General features: G+C 49.0%; 16 protein-coding genes. 10 read left to right on the forward strand and 6 right to left on the reverse strand.

What is annotated here, in order from left to right; all coding sequences use genetic code 11:
* Positions 1-61: 61 nt before the first annotated feature.
* Positions 62-1060, reverse strand: coding sequence for a tRNA epoxyqueuosine(34) reductase QueG (gene queG, locus IQ268_RS13575; protein WP_193879613.1), 999 nt, complete (start codon positions 1058-1060; stop codon positions 62-64).
* A 191-nt stretch (positions 1061-1251) separates the two neighbouring features.
* On the opposite strand from queG, the gene IQ268_RS13580 reads away from it, so the two are divergent.
* On the forward strand, positions 1252-1683 hold the full coding sequence (locus tag IQ268_RS13580; protein ID WP_193879837.1) for a ketosteroid isomerase family protein: 432 nt from the start codon (positions 1252-1254) through the stop codon (positions 1681-1683).
* Between the two features lie 26 nt (positions 1684-1709).
* On the opposite strand, the gene IQ268_RS13585 is transcribed toward IQ268_RS13580, so the two are convergent.
* The 3 genes from IQ268_RS13585 to IQ268_RS13595 form a co-directional block, all read right to left on the reverse strand.
* Positions 1710-2294 carry a biotin transporter BioY gene (locus IQ268_RS13585; protein WP_193879615.1) on the reverse strand — a complete coding sequence of 195 codons (585 nt, stop codon included), beginning with the start codon at positions 2292-2294 and terminating at the stop codon, positions 1710-1712.
* A gap of 152 nt (positions 2295-2446) precedes the next feature.
* Entirely contained in the window at positions 2447-2650 is a 204-nt protein-coding gene (locus IQ268_RS13590; RefSeq protein WP_193879617.1) for a hypothetical protein, read from the reverse strand.
* Between the two features lie 361 nt (positions 2651-3011).
* Positions 3012-3230, reverse strand: a complete 219-nt coding sequence (locus tag IQ268_RS13595) for a chlorophyll a/b-binding protein (RefSeq protein ID WP_193879620.1) — start codon at positions 3228-3230, stop codon at positions 3012-3014.
* 350 nt (positions 3231-3580) lie between these two features.
* On the opposite strand from IQ268_RS13595, the gene IQ268_RS13600 reads away from it, so the two are divergent.
* From IQ268_RS13600 to IQ268_RS13615, 4 genes are all read left to right on the forward strand, one after another.
* On the forward strand, positions 3581-4435 hold the full coding sequence (locus IQ268_RS13600; protein WP_193879622.1) for an SDR family oxidoreductase: 855 nt from the start codon (positions 3581-3583) through the stop codon (positions 4433-4435).
* Positions 4436-5033: 598 nt separating this feature from the next.
* Complete coding sequence (locus tag IQ268_RS13605) at positions 5034-5489, forward strand: DUF4383 domain-containing protein (RefSeq protein ID WP_193879625.1); 456 nt, start codon at positions 5034-5036, stop codon at positions 5487-5489.
* 135 nt (positions 5490-5624) lie between these two features.
* Positions 5625-6287: an acetoacetate decarboxylase family protein gene (locus IQ268_RS13610; RefSeq protein ID WP_193879628.1), complete on the forward strand. Its 663-nt coding sequence runs from the start codon at positions 5625-5627 to the stop codon at positions 6285-6287.
* A 124-nt stretch (positions 6288-6411) separates the two neighbouring features.
* Positions 6412-7686, forward strand: a complete 1275-nt coding sequence (locus tag IQ268_RS13615; protein ID WP_339383294.1) for a URC4/urg3 family protein — start codon at positions 6412-6414, stop codon at positions 7684-7686.
* Between the two features lie 38 nt (positions 7687-7724).
* On the opposite strand, the gene IQ268_RS13620 is transcribed toward IQ268_RS13615, so the two are convergent.
* Complete coding sequence (locus tag IQ268_RS13620; RefSeq protein WP_193879634.1) at positions 7725-8981, reverse strand: GTP cyclohydrolase II; 1257 nt, start codon at positions 8979-8981, stop codon at positions 7725-7727.
* A 297-nt stretch (positions 8982-9278) separates the two neighbouring features.
* Here IQ268_RS13620 and upp point away from each other — a divergent pair, with 297 nt between their 5' ends.
* The 4 genes from upp (at position 9279) to IQ268_RS13640 (ending at position 17851) form a co-directional block, all read left to right on the forward strand.
* Complete coding sequence (upp, locus tag IQ268_RS13625; protein ID WP_193879637.1) at positions 9279-9914, forward strand: uracil phosphoribosyltransferase; 636 nt, start codon at positions 9279-9281, stop codon at positions 9912-9914.
* Positions 9915-10299: 385 nt separating this feature from the next.
* Positions 10300-11865 (forward strand): alpha-amylase family protein, encoded by a 1566-nt coding sequence (locus IQ268_RS13630; RefSeq protein WP_193879639.1) that lies wholly within the window; start codon positions 10300-10302, stop codon positions 11863-11865.
* A 116-nt stretch (positions 11866-11981) separates the two neighbouring features.
* Complete coding sequence (locus tag IQ268_RS13635) at positions 11982-13085, forward strand: hypothetical protein (RefSeq protein WP_193879642.1); 1104 nt, start codon at positions 11982-11984, stop codon at positions 13083-13085.
* A 257-nt stretch (positions 13086-13342) separates the two neighbouring features.
* Positions 13343-17851 (forward strand): GAF domain-containing protein, encoded by a 4509-nt coding sequence (locus IQ268_RS13640; protein WP_193879645.1) that lies wholly within the window; start codon positions 13343-13345, stop codon positions 17849-17851.
* Here IQ268_RS13640 and IQ268_RS13645 read toward each other — a convergent pair.
* The gene (locus IQ268_RS13645; RefSeq protein ID WP_339383295.1) at positions 17781-18203 is read right to left on the reverse strand and encodes an ATP-binding protein; all 423 of its coding nucleotides are present in this window, start codon (positions 18201-18203) and stop codon (positions 17781-17783) included. The genes IQ268_RS13640 and IQ268_RS13645 overlap by 71 nt on opposite strands.
* Before the next feature lie 300 nt (positions 18204-18503).
* Here IQ268_RS13645 and IQ268_RS13650 point away from each other — a divergent pair, with 300 nt between their 5' ends.
* Positions 18504-19661: a PP2C family protein-serine/threonine phosphatase gene (locus IQ268_RS13650; RefSeq protein ID WP_193879648.1), complete on the forward strand. Its 1158-nt coding sequence runs from the start codon at positions 18504-18506 to the stop codon at positions 19659-19661.
* Position 19662 lies beyond the last annotated feature (1 nt).

The following is a 19662-nucleotide window of genomic DNA, read 5'->3' on the forward strand; positions in this document are numbered from 1 at the left end:
AAAGCTAAAGGATTTTCAGCTAGCTTAAACGATCTGCACTCTATCATGACAACAATCTTGCTCAAACCTCCGGGTTTTTCGCTGGCGTGCGGTGTAAATTCGCTGTGGCATTGCGGCGCAACATATCGGGTTTGATGCGGCGCAACGCTGAGGCCGGAAAGCGATGATTCCATGCTTCATCAGACAGTTCGGCTAATTCCTTCACCGTCGGCGCAATGTTCTGCGGATACGGCTGAAATTCAGCAACATCCGTTTCCTGAGCAAACCGCTGATTCCAGGGACATACATCCTGGCAAATATCGCAACCAGCAACCCAACCCTGCATTTGGCTGGCGATCGCCTCTGGCAACTGCGGTTGGCGATTTTCGATCGTGTGATAGGCAATGCAGCGGTTAGCGTCTACCACAAACGGTTGCGTAATGGCCTGGGTAGGACACGCCTCAATACAGCGAGTGCAGGTGCCGCAATGTTGTGTATGGGGGCGATCGGGCGGCAACGCCAGGTTGGTTAACACTTCTCCTAAAAATACCCAGGAGCCATAGTTGCGGGTGATGACGTTACTGTTTTTGGCAATCCAACCGATTCCGGCGCGTTGTGCCCACACTTTATCTGGCACAGGCCCCGTATCTGCATAGAAACGGGCTGCAATGCCGTCTGCTTGCGCTTCCAACCAGGATGTTAACGCCTTCAGCCTTTTATGCAAAACCCGGTGATAATCTCGCCCCCAGCCATAGCGCGAAATCTTGGCGTATTCGTTGCCCTCTGGCCTGATCTGCGGAGTGTAATAATTGAGCGCCACACAAATGACCGATCGCACGGTAGGCATTACCTGACGAATATCCTGGCGCTTAGGATTTTCCATCCATGCCATATCCGCCTGAAATCCGTTTGCCAGCCAAGCCTGGAGAGCCGCGTTTTCCTGAGTCTGTTCCGCTAGAAAGGTGCGATCGTCCACACTGGCAATACCAACCTGATGAAAACCCAGGTCTAAAGCCTTCTGTTTGATCTGGCTAACCTCAACTGAAGCTGAACCATCAGACGCGACAAACGTGGAATGCATAAAGCAAAACAACCAAGATACTTCTCTCGGAGCAGGTTAACGCCGTGCTTCACCAGGTAATCTCATGATGAATGCCAGCAGGGTTGGCATTTGTCTATTGGTATCTACGGTAGTTCAAATTACACCGAACGTGGCTTATGGAAGAAATTGCGCTTAATGAGCTAGAGGATTTAGATACGCCTCAAACAGATATGTTGGCAGACGGAACGGCTATAGACGACGAACCCGTTGACGATGAGCCTTTGACGATCGCAGGTATCTCGGAAGCAACGATTCTGCGCTACTTTGAGACGCTAAACGCTAACGAGTTTGATGCAACATCTAATCTATTTGCAGACGATGGTGTTATGTATCCTCCGTTTGAATCTGGAGTGCGGGGACGAGAAGCGATCGCCACCTACCTCAACAAAGAAGCCAAAGGAATGAAACTGCGCCCCTATGAAGGGACAGTGGAAGCCACTGAGAGTGGTGATACCGAGTTCAGGGTAATGGGCAAAGTGCAAACCGCCGTTTTTGGCATTAACGTAGCCTGGTTCTTTGTTTTAGACGCTCAAAGCAATATTGTATCGACCCGCATTAAACTTCTGGCCTCTCCGCAAGATCTGCTGAAGCTGAGACGGTAAGCGGTTCGTAGCAGAGGTGCGATCGCTCATGAATTCGAGTGCTTCGAGTTCAGCACCTTCCAACCGATGGGAAGTAACCCCGTTGCCAACGCAATCTTCAACAGGTCGCCAATCACAAACGGGTAAAGTCCTAACGTCAGGACTCGCTCAGCACCCACAAACCGCGACAGCCAGAGCAAACCAACGGTGTAGATCACCACATTACCCAGCAGCATCGCCAGCAAACTGGTGATAAACCGTTTGTCCCAGCCGCGTTCGGCTAGCTGCCCCACCGCATAAGCAGCAACCACAAAACCAATCAGGTACCCTCCGGTTGGCCCCAGGAAATGCCCTATCCCTCCAGTGCCAACGAAGACAGGTAGACCTGCCAACCCTTCTGCTAAATAGGTCAGCACACACAGGCTACCACGCCTGCTGCCCAGCAGTGCCCCAGCCAGCAGAACGGCAAATGTTTGCCCGGTAATCGGCACCGGACTAAACGGTAGCGGAATGGCAACTTGTGCTGAAAGACCAATGAGCAACGAACCGCCAAGAATCAACAGCAGATCATATAGCCAGAGGTAACGCCCCTCAGTCGGTCGAAATACGTCAGCGTAAGTCGCACGAGTCATGAGATTCCCACCTTGTTCTTCTTAACGAGCAGACAATATTGTTTATTCTTGAATTCAATGATGATGGGGCGCGATCGCGCCTGTCGGCTCGCCTTGCAGTATGGTCTATGCCCAATTCCATGCTTTAGCAACCCCATCAGCACAACGGCGGACTAACCTTCGCCACCTTCGCCGCCTTCGCCGCCTTCCTCACCTTCCTCACCCTCGGTCTCTTCCACAGGGGCACCTCCCTCCGGAGCCGTCACAGGCTCCTCAAGCTGTTCGCCACCTTCACCACCCGCTTCTCCAAAATCACAGGCTCCTAAAGGAGCAACAAGACCCATGAGCAACAGAATGCCTAAGGACTTAGATTTCATACGGTTCTCTACTGATTTAAAAGACGTATCATTCACTGTAGAGCAAAAGTAACTGCTTTTATTGAACGCTTGAAAAATCACTTAAACTCCAAAGAACACCGTGTCTATCCATCAGGCACATTAGTTTTGTCTTTAAGTTTTTTCCTGAAGGGATAGAAAAAAGCAGACGTAAAGGATTTCAATGAGCTGCTCATGTAATTGCACTAGCTAAAGCATAAAAGCAGATTAAACCGCTGGCGATCGCCTCGTCAACACACTAAAACCCCAGAGTTGAACCAGTAGATCTTGCTGTAAAAAACTACTCGTCTAACTCTGGGGCTAGCTTATATTAAATTGTCACGTTAAACGCGATTTTGAACTCTTAGAAAATGTTGAGTACATCACGTACAACACTGTATCCAGCCAGATCCCACAGCAGATAAGCTGCAAAACCGATCATCGCCAAACGACCGTTCCAAAGCTCAGCTTGAGGGTTCCAACCAAATAGAAACATGTTGCGATCAACGCCATTGTATTCCCGAGCAACAGGAGGCAGATCGGTAGCGGGACGTGTTTCGCGGGTTTCTGTAGGAGTAGCCATGTTTACATTCCTTAACGAGCTTCTATTTCCCTTATCTTAGGTACCTAATTAGTGGCTGGGGTCTGTCTATGGAGTTAGATTACAATTCTGTCTTTTACTAGAGAACTTTCTAGTTGAACTTGTTAAAAGATTCTTTTTCAAGAGATTAAGAGCAGGACGACTATGGAAAGAAAAGTGCGATCGCCCTTCAAATAATTTCTAACAAAAGTAAGACGGCTTTGAGGCTAATCTTCAACACACTATTAAAAGTAAAAGCAGATAAAAGCAGAAGCTAAACACAATATTGACGGTATCAATTATTACAAATTAGTGCATTTGTTTTTCATCAAAGGCTATTTGGCTTTCACAAAATGACTTCCACTGTTTTAATTACCGGAGCCTCGCAAGGGATCGGCAAAGCAACCGCACATCTGTTTGCCCGCCAGGGTTACAACCTTATACTCGCCGCTCGTCAGGCCGATCGGTTGGAGGCAACAGCAGCAGAATTACGCCAGGTGCAGCACGCCCAACCCGAGTTGGCTGGCACCTCCACCCTGGCTATTCCAACCGACGTGAAAGACCCTCAGCAAGTAGAGGCATTAGTACAAGAAGCCCTGGCTCGCCATGGCGCGATCGATGTGTTGGTCAACAACGCGGGTGTGTATATTTCTGGCCCTGCCGAGCAGTTTTCGCTGGCGGATTGGCATCAGGCGATCGACACCAATCTGTGGGGCTACATCCATACCATTCATGCCCTTTTGCCTCATTTTTTGGAACGCCGAGCGGGCAACATTGTCAACATTGGGTCGGTCGGTGGAAAAGTGCCCCTACCCTATCTGGCTCCCTATACTACCAGCAAATTTGCAATCACTGGCCTAACGGCTGCCTTGCATTCAGAGTTGGCTCCTAAGGGGATTCATGTCTGCGGCATCTATCCTAATTTGATTAAAACCAACTTCCTGGAGCGTGCCATTTTTCGTGGGCAAGACGACAGCGATCGCCGTGCCCGCAGGCAGCAGGTTGAGCAAATTTTGCAGGTTCCTGTAGTTGAGCAACCAGAAGACGTTGCCCAGGCTGTATGGGATGCTATCAAACACCAGCACAGCGAAGTTATCGTCGGCTCTGCAAAACTGTCAACCGGGACAAATCAACTATTTCCGCAACTGCTGCAATGGATTTTGAGAAAAACATTTCAGAACCGCGATCGCGTTGAGGGAAAGGTTTGATGCGCTGCTACGACGGACAAAACTTCTGAGCCGATTCTGCTGTAACCAGAGCGTAGCCGCAGCTCAAAGCACTTTTAGAGGACGTTTTAAAAGTGCTGTTGTCACTCGAACCGCACCCTTTTTTTGCTTTCCGCAGGTGCTAATTCCTCAGAATTGGGAGATTTAGGGGGCGAATGCAGCCCATTTGATACGTTTCAAACATCCTCTCAGACTATCTATTGCCTTAGTACTTTTGACAGATTTAACTTAATCAAATTTAAGTTGAATAGAAAGTGAAGCTTCAACGTAAAACTACAATACAGATTGTCTCTTTGGAGGATGCTTTAAAAGTCTAATCTGTAACCCAACACCTGTAGGAACACAGCACTCGTTCAACACTTCTGGGTCTATTTCAAGGGCTATTTGTCCAATGCTGCGCCCTTATCAGGAAATATCTAATGCTTTTCAAACATCTGCTTAGGTTGGGAGATCTAGAGTCTTAAAGCGCCGTTAGAGTTGAACTCACTTCGTCCGTTTTTCCAATTGCAGGAGTTCGGCACCGAGACAAATCTAGGACTTCTTTAAACATCATTTTTTGGGAAAGAAGAGGAATTAATTCATGCCAATACGCTATATCTCTTTACTGCTTGGAGTCTCTTTTCTGCTGTTAGGTTTAGCTGGCTTTGTACCATCGTTGGTTCTGTTACCCAACGCTGCCGCTGATGCTCCAATTAATACACCCAGCCTGCTTTTCAATGACGGTTATGGGTATCTGTTTGGCCTGTTTCCAACAAATTACCTGCACAACGCTGTTCACATTGCCGTAGGCGTTCTGGGAATTGCAGCCTTTACCAGTTTGGGAGGTGCCCTCCTCTACCTGCGAGGATTTGCGATCGCTTATTTCCTCATTGCTTTGATGGGTCTACTACCCCTTTCAAACACCGTTTTTGGGTCAATGCCGATCTACGGTAACAACGTCTGGCTCAACGCCCTTAGCGCCGCGATCGCCACTTATTACGGGTTCCTCAAGCCTATAGAAGCAGCCGACTTGAGCAGAACATCAGGCACATACTAATCCACCCGTTTCGAGTAGTTCCAGCAGGGGTTTAGCAAGGCTAAGCCCCTGCTGACGTTCATGTCTCCTGAACCCTGCCTGAACTCTATGGAGTATCGTTTATTCCATGACTATTAAGACTTCGGATTGCCCAACATGACTTACCCTCAAGCACCCTGGACGTTGCATGGTTATGCCATCCAAACGGTACAGCCTATTGATATTGATCTGGTTCGCTCACTCATTCCTTCAGAGTTAGAGATCGTTTCTATCTTTCCAGGTAAAACGTTAGGAGGGTTGTACCTGGCATCCTATGGTACTGGCTCAACCCTGGAGTATAACGAACTCATTGTGGTTAGTGGCATTGCTCGCGCTAATGGCAAAATTGGAATCTGGGTCTCTCACATTTATGTTGATCATCCAGACTCTATGGCAGGAGGGCGATCGATCTGGGGATTACCCAAGCAAATGGCGCAGTTTCAATGGGAGCATGGCAACGCTCCGTTTGTAAAAGTGTCGCAAGGTGATCAAACGCTTTGTCATTTAAGCTACGGGTGGCAAGTTCCCGGAATGCGTCAATGGTTGCCTGCCGCTGGCTTTGGTAAACGTGGCCAAGATTTAGTCTGGTTTAGCAGCAGCACTCAATCCTTGCCTCATCTGCTCCTCAACTCAAAACTAACCGTGCCCACCTCCAGCCCCTTTGCCTCGTTGGGTCTGGATCAGCCGTGGTTAAGCTTTTACTTCCGCAAATTTGACCTCACCGTTAACGCACCTGAAGTAATTAAATCAGGGAGAACAGCCAGCTATTCCAATCATTGAGTTGAAATTCCTCCAAATCCATCCTTGATCAAACGACACCTGAGCAATCTTGGCATCAGCGATGACGTACGGCTCAAAATTTGCTCTAATGACTGCCTATAGTCATTCCTTGGGAGTCATCTCCGTGTCATCTACTGATACCCAGACTAGATCGCGCGAAAACCTATCTGTAGCAGAACGTGAGGCGATCGCCTATCTCCGTTCACCTCGTGCTATCCGCGATCGGTGCCATCAATTATTTGCCCTTGCCCTTGAAGATCGATTAGAGCACTTCCGCTGCGACCTCACCCAGTTGGATCACGTTGCCAATTATGTCATTCAGGTAATGCTCAAAGCGTATCCCGACCTGAACGTGCCCTTTCATAGCCGCTGGCGACATTTCGAAGCAGGTGGAGTTCCCCGCTCGGCATGGCTTCATCAACCATTGAAGGCTGGCGATCCGGTTGAAACCGCCCGTACCCAGTTCGATTTAGTTATTCTTAGTGTGCTGCTAGACGCCGGAGCAGGCGATCGCTGGCAATACGTCGAGGCAGATACAGGGCAGGTATTTGGGCGATCGGAAGGGTTAGCCGTTGCCAGTATTCACATGTTTTGCCAGGGTTTGTTTTCGAGCAATACCCGGCAGCCGTGGCAGGCAGATGCAGCAGGATTGCGATCGCTTAGCGAAGCTGACCTGGCCTCTGGATTCCAGGCTCGTTCCGATAATCCACTCGTCGGCATTCAGGGACGATGGCAGTTGTTGCAACGGCTGGGAACAACCCTGGGAAATTATCCGCATCTGTTTGGCAAAGAGCAGCCACGTCCGGGCGGTTTGGTCGATTATTTGCTAAAGCAAGCCGTCAACCATCAACTGGCCGCAGAGCAAGTATTTAGTGCAGTGCTAGAGGGACTCAGCGAAATTTGGCCAGGACGAACGGCGATCGCCAACATTAACTTGGGCGATGTTTGGACTCATCCAGCCCTGGCCGATGCTGGAATTGGGACTCAACTCGTACCGTTTCATAAGCTCTCCCAATGGCTCACCTATTCCCTCTTAGAACCATTACAGGAGCTGGGAATTGAAATTACGGGTTTGAACACCCTGACCGGACTGCCAGAATACCGCAACGGCGGGCTATGTCTCGATTTAGGACTGATACAGCCCAAACAGGCAGATATTACTGCAACCCGGCATCGACCCAGTTCTTCCGTCATTGTGGAATGGCGGGCTTTAACCGTGATTTTGTTAGACCACATTGCCAGCACTATCCGGCAACAGCTCAACCTGAGTGAAGCAGAACTGCCGCTGGTTAAAGTATTAGAAGGCGGTACGTGGGCAGCCGGTCGCAAAATTGCAGCCGAACGGCGATCGGGCGGCGTTCCTCCAATTCAAATTGAGAGCGATGGCACGGTGTTCTAGAGATAGTGCAGGTCGGCAATTGGGCTGAAACGGGCGGTCTAATAATCTCGTCCCTTGATTTGCGCCAGCGCATCCGCTGCCAGCATCTCGTCTTCAGAATAATAGCCCGATGCTTTTTTGGCCTCAATTTCCACCTGCGCGTCTGCTGGAACCAGTTCCGGTGGTATAGGAATGCGCTTAACAACTTCGATTCCAGAATGAGTGATGGCATCGTACTTCATCTGGCTCATCGATACCAGCCGATCGATCCGAGTAATGCCCAGCCAGTGTAATACATCTGGCATTAACTCTTGAAAGCGCATGTCTTGAACACCCGCAACACACTCGGTACGAATAAAGTAGGCATCGGCGCGATCGCCCCCTTCCTGCCGTTTGCGGGCATTGTAAACCAGGAACTTAGTCACCTCTCCCAAGGCTCGCCCTTCCTTGCGGCAGTAAACGATAACGCCAGCACCTCCTTCTTGAGCCGCCTGAATACACGCTTCAATGCCGTGAACCAGATAAGGACGGCAGGTGCAGATATCTGAACCAAACACGTCAGAACCGTTACATTCATCGTGGACACGAACCGCTAACGGCTTGCTCAAATCGGTAATGGTGCTTTCGTCTCCCACGATGTAAACAGTGGTACCGCCAATGGGGGGTAAAAACACGTGCAAATCTGGACGAGTAACCAGTTCTGGAAACATGCCTCCCGTTTGCTGAAACAGAACGCGTCGCAGTTCCCACTCGTCTACCTGTAAGCGTTTAGCAATTCCCGGCAGATACCACACCGGATCGATCGCCGCTTTAGTCACCAACAAACTGCCATCCGCTTTCAGCAATTTGCCGTCCACATGCAGCCGTCCCTGAGCAATTTCGTCCTTTAGCTCTGGAACATTAATGTGGGCTTTAGTAATAGCAATGGTGGGACGAATATCGTAACCATCCACATAAAATGAGGCAAACACGTCCCCAGTCATTGCCCCAAACGGATCAAGCGACACAATTTTATCGGGATTGCTCCAGCTAGGGTGAGGGCCAAGGTGAACCACAGGCGATGTATTCGTTAAATCGGCACGGTGGTTAGGATCGAGAACGCCACTGGCCACCGCTAGCGCTCGATAGACGCTATAGGAACCAGCATGGGTGCCAATGACGTTGCGATTGGCCTGACTACCAATCGACCCAACCACAGGCCCCCGATCGCTCGGAGCCGCCGCCCCCCACTGAATGGGCACAACATTTTTACCTGCTCCGTTGCGATGCGACGTTAAAATAATGTGCTTTGATTTTGATTGTGCCTGCTTATCCATGATCTCAAACTCTTGCACCCTAAAGTAGTAATGGTATCGTATTTTAATATCTAACAATATAAAGCTATGACCTGTTTAAAAGCAGGAGTTGCTATTCAATTGTACTTTGTAGATCATTTGCCAAAAATCGGTATATATAAGGACAAAGTTCTTATAGAAAAATAGGTTATCTACTGTTCAACCCATTGTTTTGGGTTTAGCCACCATGAAAACTGTATTCTAATGGTCTGTATTGCCTGTATTACTAATAGATACTAATTTCAACAGCAACAGCAAAAAAAGTAGTCGATCGTATCAATGACAGCAGAAGTAATCGTAATTAATCACCCCTTAGTTCAGCACAAGCTCACTTTAATTCGTCAGGTAGGAACCCACACTCAAGACTTCCGTCGCCTGATGAAAGAAATTTCAATGCTGCTGGCCTATGAAGTCACGCGAGATTTGCCATTGAAGTACGAGAAAATTCAAACGCCTCTGACGGTAATGGAGGCTCCAATGTTGGCAGCCGACAAAAAAATGGTAATTGTATCCATTCTGCGAGCAGGCCAGGGATTACTGGACGGCATGATTGAACTAATTCCAACCGCTAAGGTAGGGCACATCGGGTTATACCGGGAGCCGAGTACGTTAACGGTTGTCGAGTATTACTTCAAACTGCCAATCGACGTTGAGCAGCGGGATATGTTAGTGGTAGACCCAATGTTGGCCACCGGTAATTCTGCGATCGCTGCGGTTGAACGCTTGAAAGAAACCAATCCTACATCCATCAAGTTTGTCTGTTTGCTGGCTGCTCCCGAAGGCATTCAACACTTCCACGAACAGCATCCAGATGTCCCCGTTTATACTGCATCCATTGACGAACGGTTAGACGAACATGGGTACATTTTGCCCGGTCTGGGAGATGCGGGCGATCGGCTATTTGGCACAAAGTAAGAGGGCTTGAGAACAACGGCACCATCCTGATCATCCGCTCATGGAACTTCCCTGGTTAGCTTGTAGGAACAGCTATTTTTTCTCTGCCTTCGTTGCTCAGCGTTTTAGCTGGACACGTTAAGAGATCATAGGAAGAGGACGTTCTAAGGTGGTCTGAGTGTCACCGCCCCTGCCTGGCTTGCCTTGGGCGCTAAGCCTCTCTGGATCTCAGTTTGAGCGTCCAGCCAAATGGGGACTTTGAAACAGAGCTGGCTTGGAAGTTCCCCAGGTTGGGGGCTAAAAGTCCTTTGGGCATACTAGAAAAGGGGGCGAATGCAGCAGGGTTGCAACTTTTCAAACAACCTCCAACTCTAGAGTTTGCCTAGTAAAAGAGGTGGTTTTATTCATGCTAAAACGTCTGTTATATGGAACGCTTATCCTAACGTTTTTCACACTCCAGGCTAACCATTCGTTAAAACAACCGTCACAACGACACACAACCGCACCATTCCGAGCATCGCCATCCGTTATCGTGCAGTTGTTTGAATGGAAATGGGACGATGTAGCACAGGAATGCGAGACCGTTTTAAGAACCAGCGGCTTTGCTGCCGTTCAAATTTCTCCACCTAACGAACATGTTGTGTTGCCCCATCACAACTTTCCCTGGTGGCAGCGCTATCAACCCGTGAGTTACATCATTCATAGCCGCAGCGGCGATCGCCAGCAGTTTGCCAACATGGTTGAGCGCTGTCATGCCGCAGGAGTCAAAATTTACGCCGATGCGGTAATTAATCACATGTCAGCCGAAGCAAGCGGAGTTGGCACGGCTGGATCAAGGTTCACTAAGTACCATTACCCTGGCCTTTACGAACCACAGCACTTCCACACTTGCCGTCATGAGATGAACTACAGCATCCTTACTGATGTGACTCAATGTGAACTGGTCGGCTTACCCGATTTAGACACAGGCGCTAATGATGTTCGTCAACGCATTGCAGCCTACTTGATCGATTTAGTTCAATTGGGTGTCAACGGCTTTCGGATTGATGCCGCTAAACATATTCACACAGATGATGTGGGCGCTATTTTAAGTATTGTCAATGCTGCCGTTGAACCCGATCCTTACATCTATCAAGAAGTGATCGATCCAGGTAACGAAGCGGTTCAAAAGAGCGTTTATTATCCTCACGGTTTAGTGCATGAAGTCGAGTACGGCAGGCTAGTGAGTGAATCGTTTATCGGCATCTCTGGTCAAACGCTGTCCCAACTGCAATCGTTGGGCGAAGACTGGAGACTGATGCCAAGCGATCGGGCGATCGTTTTCATCGATAACCACGACAAACAACGCGGCCATGCCGGGGGGGGCACCTATCTCACCTACAAGGATGGGTTGCTTTACACTTTAGCCAATGTCTTCATGCTGGCCTACCCTTATGGGACACCGCTAGTGATGTCAAGCTATGCCTTTTCGACCCCCGATCAAGGCCCGCCAGCGGATGACAAAGGCAATACTAAAAGCGTCCACGACACCCAGGACGCTAGCTGCCTTGCTGGCTGGGTTTGCGAACATCGGCAGTGGGCGATCGCCCGTATGGTTGGGTTTCGTAATTCCGTTTCACCAGACAGCCCCGTAACGCACTGGTGGAGCAATGGCAACAACCAGATTGCCTTTGGCCGAGGCGATCAAGGCTTTGTTGTGATCAATCGTGAGGACACTCCCTTATCCCAAACGTTTCAAACGGGTCTTCCCGCTGGTCGCTACTGCAATATTCTCGCCCCCAGCGTCATAAACCCTGAGCAACCCTGTACATCTGCCACAGCAGATATCATAGTCGCGTCTAGCGGACAGGCCACTATTACTGTAGAGAAAATGAGTGCGATCGCCATCCATCAAGCCGCAAAGCGAGAAGGCAAAACGGCTCAAATCCATCGGGTTGTTCAGATCTGGCAAAGGCTAGTTGAAACGCTATAAACGCATTCTTTTAGCTTCACCAACTCTTTGCAGTAATTCATCGATCCGTAACTTACTCAAACCTGACCTCAGGGAACGTTACAGAAAGATGCATTGTTAGCGTGAGATTAATTGAAATGCCACCACAACGTCCATTGCTCAAGCGAGCAACATATCTCGTTACCGTGCTGTTTCTTCTACTAGCAGTATCTTGGACACATTCTAAGCCAGCAAACGCCTATTCCTTAGAAGACCTGAGAGAAAAAGCAACTGAGGTTGAATTCAGTATCACTGAAACCGCTTCCAATGCCAGAAAATCAGCAGCTCAAACGGCATCTAGCACCAGTGCAGCTATCAGCAGTAGAGCATTACACTCTGGTGAAATAGCACTCAATGGGGCAAAGCAGGTTGGAACCAACGTTAGCAGCACTGCGTTCAAGGTGGGTAAGACGGCCACACATCAAGCATTCGAAACAAGCAGCGCATTGGGAGATACTGCCCTTAGTGTTGGAAAATCCCTGACTGTTACCACAATTGATGTGAGTGGAGTCGTGGGTACTCAAGCGGTGAACATTGGAAAGACTGCCATCTCAACCGCAGGAGAAATCAGTGTTGCTGCTGCTAGAGAAACAGCTACATTAGTTGAACAAGCGGCAATAGGAACCAAGGCGGCCTCTGAAGCCGTTGCCGCTCAAATCACAGATGCGTTTAAGAACTACACTCAGCCCTTACTTGAAACTGCGATCAGCCAAGTTGACTTAAATCAAGTTGAGGCAACGGTAAAACAGATTCAACAAGAAGTCCTGGAACCAACGCCAGAAGCATTAACCCAGCGGTTCATTCGCCGTAAGGTGATCGAGGCATCGGAAACCGGAAGCTGGTTGGAAACAGCTCGTCTTCAAGCGGAATTGATTTACCAAATCGCCGCTATTTATGGACTTGAGTTGAGCGATACGATACGCAAACAAGAAATTTTGAATATCGCTGCAACCAATCTGGGTAGCAGCCAGATGTTGAAGACATCCTTGCCACTCATTCGGTATGCAATCGGGCAGGTTCCACTGGCAGGCGATGCACTGGGTATGGCTGTTGACTGGGGTGGCGATCGCCTTATCCGCTCTTTAATGTTTCCCTTGCTAGGTCAGGCTGCCTGCAAATACTATGCAGTGCTTCAGCCAGCATCTACACTGGAGGCGGCATCTGTTCCTCAAAGTGATGCCCATGCTCTATCTAATATCTGAGTTGATTAGCTAGTATCAGGCGGTCTGCGTCAAGCCCCCCCCTCAACCACTGGTAAAGAGGTTTCACAACCGCCTTCTTCCCCCAATCATCCTGTTCGTTGTTGCACAAGGTCTATTCACGGGATTGCTAAGTAAAAGAACCATTTAGGCAGCTTCTCTCACCCACCTGCAAGAGGTAAATTAGGGACTTTCTGACCAGTTGGTTCACACTCCGATTCTAGTGTTGCTTCATCCCAGGCCAACTGCCTCAGACTAGCATGTCCCCAGCTCAGCTTCCTCCAAACGAAACTGCTCGCCTAGCCGCACTTCACCAATGCAGAATTCTGGATACGTCTCCTGAAACCAGCTACGACGACATCACCCGTTTAGCCACGCAGATTTGCCAAACGCCAATTGCGCTGGTAAGCCTGATCGATACCGATCGCCAATGGTTCAAATCAAAAGTTGGGTTGGTCGTGGCTCAAACATCGCGGGATATTGCCTTTTGCGCTCACGCTATCTTGCATTCTAGTCTGCTCATCGTTCCAGATACACTGGCAGATGAGCGGTTTGCCGATAATCCGTTGGTCACCTCGGAACCTTACCTGCGCTTCTATGCGGGGGTGCCGCTGCTTACGGCAGAAGGATATACGCTAGGAACGCTATGTGTTGCCGATCATATTCCACGACAGTTAAATGCCGAGCAAATCGATGGATTACAGGTCTTGGCACGTCAGGCTATGCAGATGTTGGAACTGCGACGCAACCTCAAAGACTTAGAAAGGACGTTGATCAAGCGCCAGGCTTCAGGAACGAAGCGAGAGCAGTTTCTAACGAGAGTTGCCGTTGGGCTTGGAATAGCAGCGGCGGTTTTATTAACGGCGGGTGGTATTCCCTATTACAGCGTCTCCCGGCTGACCCAAGCAGCAAATTCGGCTACAGCCAGACAGCAAGTTTTAGGCTGTTTGGACAGCTTATTAATAGAGTTCAGCACGCTTGAGGCATCACAACAGCATTATCTGCAAACCGGTACCCAACCCGCATTAGATGAGTATCAAACGGCGCTCACAACCTTCGCCCTTGACCTGGAACAGTTGAGAACGCTTACCGCTGATAACCCAAAACAGCAACGTCGAATAGATGTCATCGACCGCTTAATGAACCAGATTGCCGCTGAGTCGGAGACAGCGATCGCCCAATCCTCCACTCACCGATCGGCTCCTAATTCGGTTTACTCAACGATCGTTCGGCGAACCATCAGCGAGATGGAACAGGAGGAAGCCACCGTCCTGGAACGATGGAGCCAGATGATCGAAACAACGCTGCGGCAGGTAACGCGAGATTTCTTGCACGGAGCGATTTTGAATGCAGTAATTTTGCTGCTGATCTTCCTGCTAATTGTGCGAGAAATAACAAAGCGGCAGCAGACAGAAGAAATGCTAGAGAGCGAGCGAGATTTTACTGCCGCTGTGCTTGATACCGTGGGAGCCTTGGTGATTGTGCTAAATCCTCAGGGTCAAATTGTTCGCTTTAATCAAGATTGCGAGAAAACCACAGGCTATAACTTTGCCGAAGTGAGGCATAAGCCTTTCTGGGATTTGTTTTACAGAACAGAAGAAGTAGGGGCGGTTAAACAACGATTTGCAGACATGCTGGCAGGACACTTTCCCTGTCGCTACGAAAGACGTTGGCTGACAAAATCAAAACACGTCAGGCTGATCGACTGGTCAAACACCGCCATTGTTGACCATGATGGTGTGGTCAGGTACATCATTGGCACAGGCATCGATATTACGGAGCGCCGACAAGCCGAGATCGCCTTACAGCAGGTCGAAGAGAACTACCGCAGCATTGTTGAAAACGCCATTGAAGGCATTTCTCAAACCACGCTCGATGGTCGATATCTTAGTGCAAACCAGGCTCTGGCGAGGATATACGGCTATGACTCTCCTGCCGACTTAATTGCCAACCTGACAGACATCCCAAACCAGCTGTATGTCAATCCGTTGAACTGGCATGAATTTGCCCATCGAATGCAGCAACAGGGAACGATCTCTGGATTTGAGAGCCAGGTACATCGCCAGGACGGTACTGCCATCTGGATTTCAGAAAGTTCTCGCCTGGTTAAGGCAGCCGATGGTACGCCTCTCTATTACGAAAGTACCCTGGCTGATATTACCGATCGCAAACGGGCGGAAGAAGAAATTCAGCGACAAAATCAGCGATCGCAGCTCTTATCCACCATTGCCCTTCGAATTCGCCAATCGCTCGATTTACAAAGTATCCTCAGCACGACTGTCGCCGAGGTACGCGAATTCCTGCAAACCGATCGCGTTTTAGTCTATCGCTTCGCTCCCGACTGGGACGGAACGGTGGTAGCCGAATCCGTGAATTCAGGCTACTCATCCTTACTGGGCATTCCTATACACGACACCTGCTTTCAGCAGGGAGCATGGCAAAGTTACTGCGATGGAACCGTGCGGGCAATGAATGACATTGCTCAAGCCAACTTAACGCCTTGCTACCAAAATCTGCTGGTTCGCTATCAGGTGAGGGCTAATCTTGTCGTTCCCTTATTGGAAAGCGATCGCCTCTGGGGATTGCTCATCGCGCATCAATGTTCCGAACCACGGCAATGGCAACCGTTTGAAATCGATTTTCTTGCCCAGCTCGCCAACCAGGTTAGCATTGCGATCGCCCAGGCTCAACAGAATATGGCGTTAGAGGCAGCGCGGCAAACAGCAGAACAGGCCACGGCAGCAAAAAGCACATTTCTGGCAATGATGAGCCATGAAATTCGTACCCCCATGAACGCAGTGCTGGGCATGACAGGGCTGCTAGCCGAAACCCAACTAAATGCAGAACAGCACGATTTTGTAGAAACCATTCGCACCAGTGGCGATCACTTATTGGCTCTGATCAACAGCATTTTGGATTTCTCTAAACTAGAAGCCCACGAAATGGAGCCAGAAACGCTCAACTTTGATGTGTCCAACTGTGCTGAGGACGTAGTCGATTTATTAGCCGCCGCCGCCCACCTCAAAGGGTTAGAAATTGTGACGTTGATCGACCCGAAGGTTCCAACTCAGGTTCGTGGAGACCTTGGACGATTGCGGCAAATTTTGACGAACTTAGTCAGCAATGCCATCAAATTTACCGAATTTGGGGAAGTGGTAATCCGGATGTCGCTTCAGGCTGAAACGACATCTCACGCTTCCATTCTGTTTTCCGTTGATGATACCGGGGTTGGCATTCCAGCCGCAGACCATCCAAAGCTGTTCCAACCGTTTTCTCAGGTGGATGCATCTACCACTCGCAGATATGGCGGCACCGGATTAGGGTTAGCCATCTGCAAACAGCTTGTCGATTTAATGGGTGGCAGAATTGGCTTACACAGCCAAGCAGGACAGGGCGCTCAATTTTGGTTCACCATTCCATTTGAAAAGCAGCTAGAACCACCGCAACCATCCCAACCAGAGAGGCATCAGTTCACAGGGTTGAAGCTGCTACTGGTGGATGCCAATCAACTGAATCGGCAGGCAGTTCAGCAACAAACCGCCGGGTCTGGCATGTTCGTGGATGAAGCGGACAACGCCACGATCGCTTTAGATGCGGTCTCCAGGGCGATCGCCCAAGGGAACCCCTACGACATTGTGATGTTAGATGCTCAACTGTTAGAGACCCAAACGAACGGATCAAGCCGCTCGCTCGAGGCCAACTTAGCCTCATCCAGCGCTAAGTTGGTGCTGATGACGACCCTCAATCATCTCGGAAAAAACAAGCAATTCATAGAAACAACCCAGGCCAGATGTTTAACCAAGCCAATTAGAAAGTCTCGACTCATCAACTGCCTCACGGAAGTGCTGCACCTGAAGCCCCCCAACAGCTTAGTGCAACAAAATTCGTTGAACAGCAACCCAATACAAAATCCACCCCAGTATTTGGAACCTAAAACAATTAAGATCCTGCTGGCTGAAGATAGTTTGGTCAATCAAAAAGTGGCAATCAATCAACTCCAGCGCTTAAACTACACGGTTGATGTAGCTGCAACCGGACAGGAGGTACTCGATCGCTTGTCCCAGTACAAATATGACCTGATTTTGATGGACTGTCAGATGCCCATCCTGGATGGATATGATACGACTAAAGCCATCCGCAAGCTAGAAGAAAATCAGCATATTATCATCATTGCAATGACAGCCAATGCCCTGAAAGAAGACCGAAAACGCTGCCTTGACGTGGGCATGGACGATTACATCAGTAAACCCATCAACAAAGCAGACCTGGCCAGCAAACTGTCCTATTGGGAGCAGGTTATTTTGACTTCCAATCCATTAGTGGCTGTTCACTCAACCACACTGCACTCCGGTTTGAAAAGTGATGCAGGTAAGGCCAATAGTTCCATTGACTGGAACTACCTGCGTCAAATTTCTGGTGGCGACCCTGCTTTTGAATTTGAATTACTGCAAGCCCTGGTTGAAACGCTGCCGTTTCACCTGCAAACGCTATCCGACAACATTGCCGCACAAAACTTCGGCGGGATGGAGCAAGAGGCTCATTACATCAAAGGAACGAGTGCCAGTGCTGGAGCCAGACAACTAGAGAAAATTTCAGTTCAGCTAGAAGCCGCCGCCCAGCAGCAGCGACTCACAACTGTTGAGGGATTATTTGAGCTGATGAAGCAAGATTTAACTCAAATTCAGCTTTTGCTAGACACTAAACCACAGGCAAATAAGACTTGGTCAATATCAGACAGTTGCGGTTATCGGCACTGCGTAGATAGCTAACGTGATCAGAAAGGTGGGCAATCAGCATTAGCCCACGACCGCCCGGTTCACTCGCGGCAACATATGGCATATCAGCTAATTTCTGTTCTAGATCAAAAACGGCTCCATAATCCCAAACTCGAAGTTCCAACTGCCGATTAAACACAATCACTTCAATGTCAATTGGGGTATCAGGCGATCGCCCCTTGTGGGCATGACGAACGGCATTGGTAAACGCTTCGGCCAGGGCAGTTTGACATTGCATCCAGATAACCGCTGGAATCGTATCATGCTCAAGTTGGTCAAACCAGCCTAAAACATGGCTTAACTCGGCCAGATCGGTTGTAACTTGGAGCTGTTTTGCGTAGAGCACTGGTATCCTACCCGAACGCTGAGGGAATACTGAAAGCTGACCTGGATGACGGCAAAAATACTGTGATGAAGCAGTTCTACATCACCAACCTAATTCTTCCCTAACTATTTGACGAAATTCACCTGCAACTGAACCCCACCTAAAGGCCGCCAGCAAAAAGAGTCGAGAATGGCCGGTGCGAACCGACTGAACAGGTTGTTTGATGTCTATTAAGTGACTGGCAGTTGCTCCATTCACCCATCCTCCTAAACAGAAGTACCGCGTTTAGCCTCGCCATACCTTCAACTATATGAGTTCGTTATGATTCAAATTTTAGTGATTGATGACGATCCGATTATCCAGATGGTGTTAAAAAGAACCCTGGAAGAACAAGGATATCAAGTCATTGCAGCTCGCAGCGGCGAAGAAGGGATTGCACAGGCGCAAAAGCTCAAGCCAGCTTTAATTATCTGCGATTGGCTCATGTCTGGCATGAGTGGGTTAGAAGTATGCCAACAGGTCAAGGCCATTCCAGCCCTGTCCAGCACTTTCTTTATTCTGTTAACCAGTCGTTCCTCCATTGAAGATCGGGTGCAGGGACTCGACACTGGAGCAGATGACTTTCTGCCCAAACCAATTGAAACCAATGAATTAAAAGCAAGAGTTAGAGCTGGGTTAAGGCTATACCAATCGGCTCAAGATTTGCAAAAACTGGCTCAAGATTTGCAGACTCAAAAGCAAATGTTGGATACAGAACTCGCTGAGGCCGCAGATTATGTTAAGACATTGCTGCCCCCCTCGTTCTCTCGATATGATTCCGTCACCATTGAAACCCAATTTTTACCATCCAGGCAGTTAGGAGGCGATTGCTTCGACTATTTCTGGCTCGATCCTGATTACCTCGCCATTTATGTCTTAGATATGTCTGGGCATGGATTAGGATCAGCACTGCCGTCCGTTTCCGTTCAAAATCTGTTGCGATCGCAGTCTCTCAACGGTATCAGCTTCTATCAACCGAGCAATGTACTTCAAGGACTGAATGATATTTTTCAAATGAGCAGCCAACATGCTCGTTACTTCACCATTTGGTATGGTGTTTACAATCAAAAGAAACGGCAATTAGTTTACGCCAGTGCAGGCCACCCTCCGGCCATTCTGGTATCTGGGGCAGGTCATCAGGTTTACACGCATCAATTAAAAACAGGCGGTTTACCGATCGGCATCATGGCAGACAGCCGCTTTACCGACCAGCAGTGCATCATAGAAGCACAGAGTACGCTCTACATTTTTAGTGATGGCATTTATGAGGTCAAGCAGCCCGATGGCAACTTCTGGACTCTAAACGGCTTCATTGATTTGCTCACTGAAAACTATCGTCAGGGTCATGCGATCGCCAATATTCTAGCAACAGTACAGCGCTTAACGAATAGCTGCACGTTTGATGATGATTGTTCATTGATGCAAGTGAACATCCGCTAAT

The organism is Oculatella sp. LEGE 06141, assembly GCF_015207605.1.
Lineage (GTDB): Bacteria > Cyanobacteriota > Cyanobacteriia > Elainellales > Elainellaceae > Oculatella.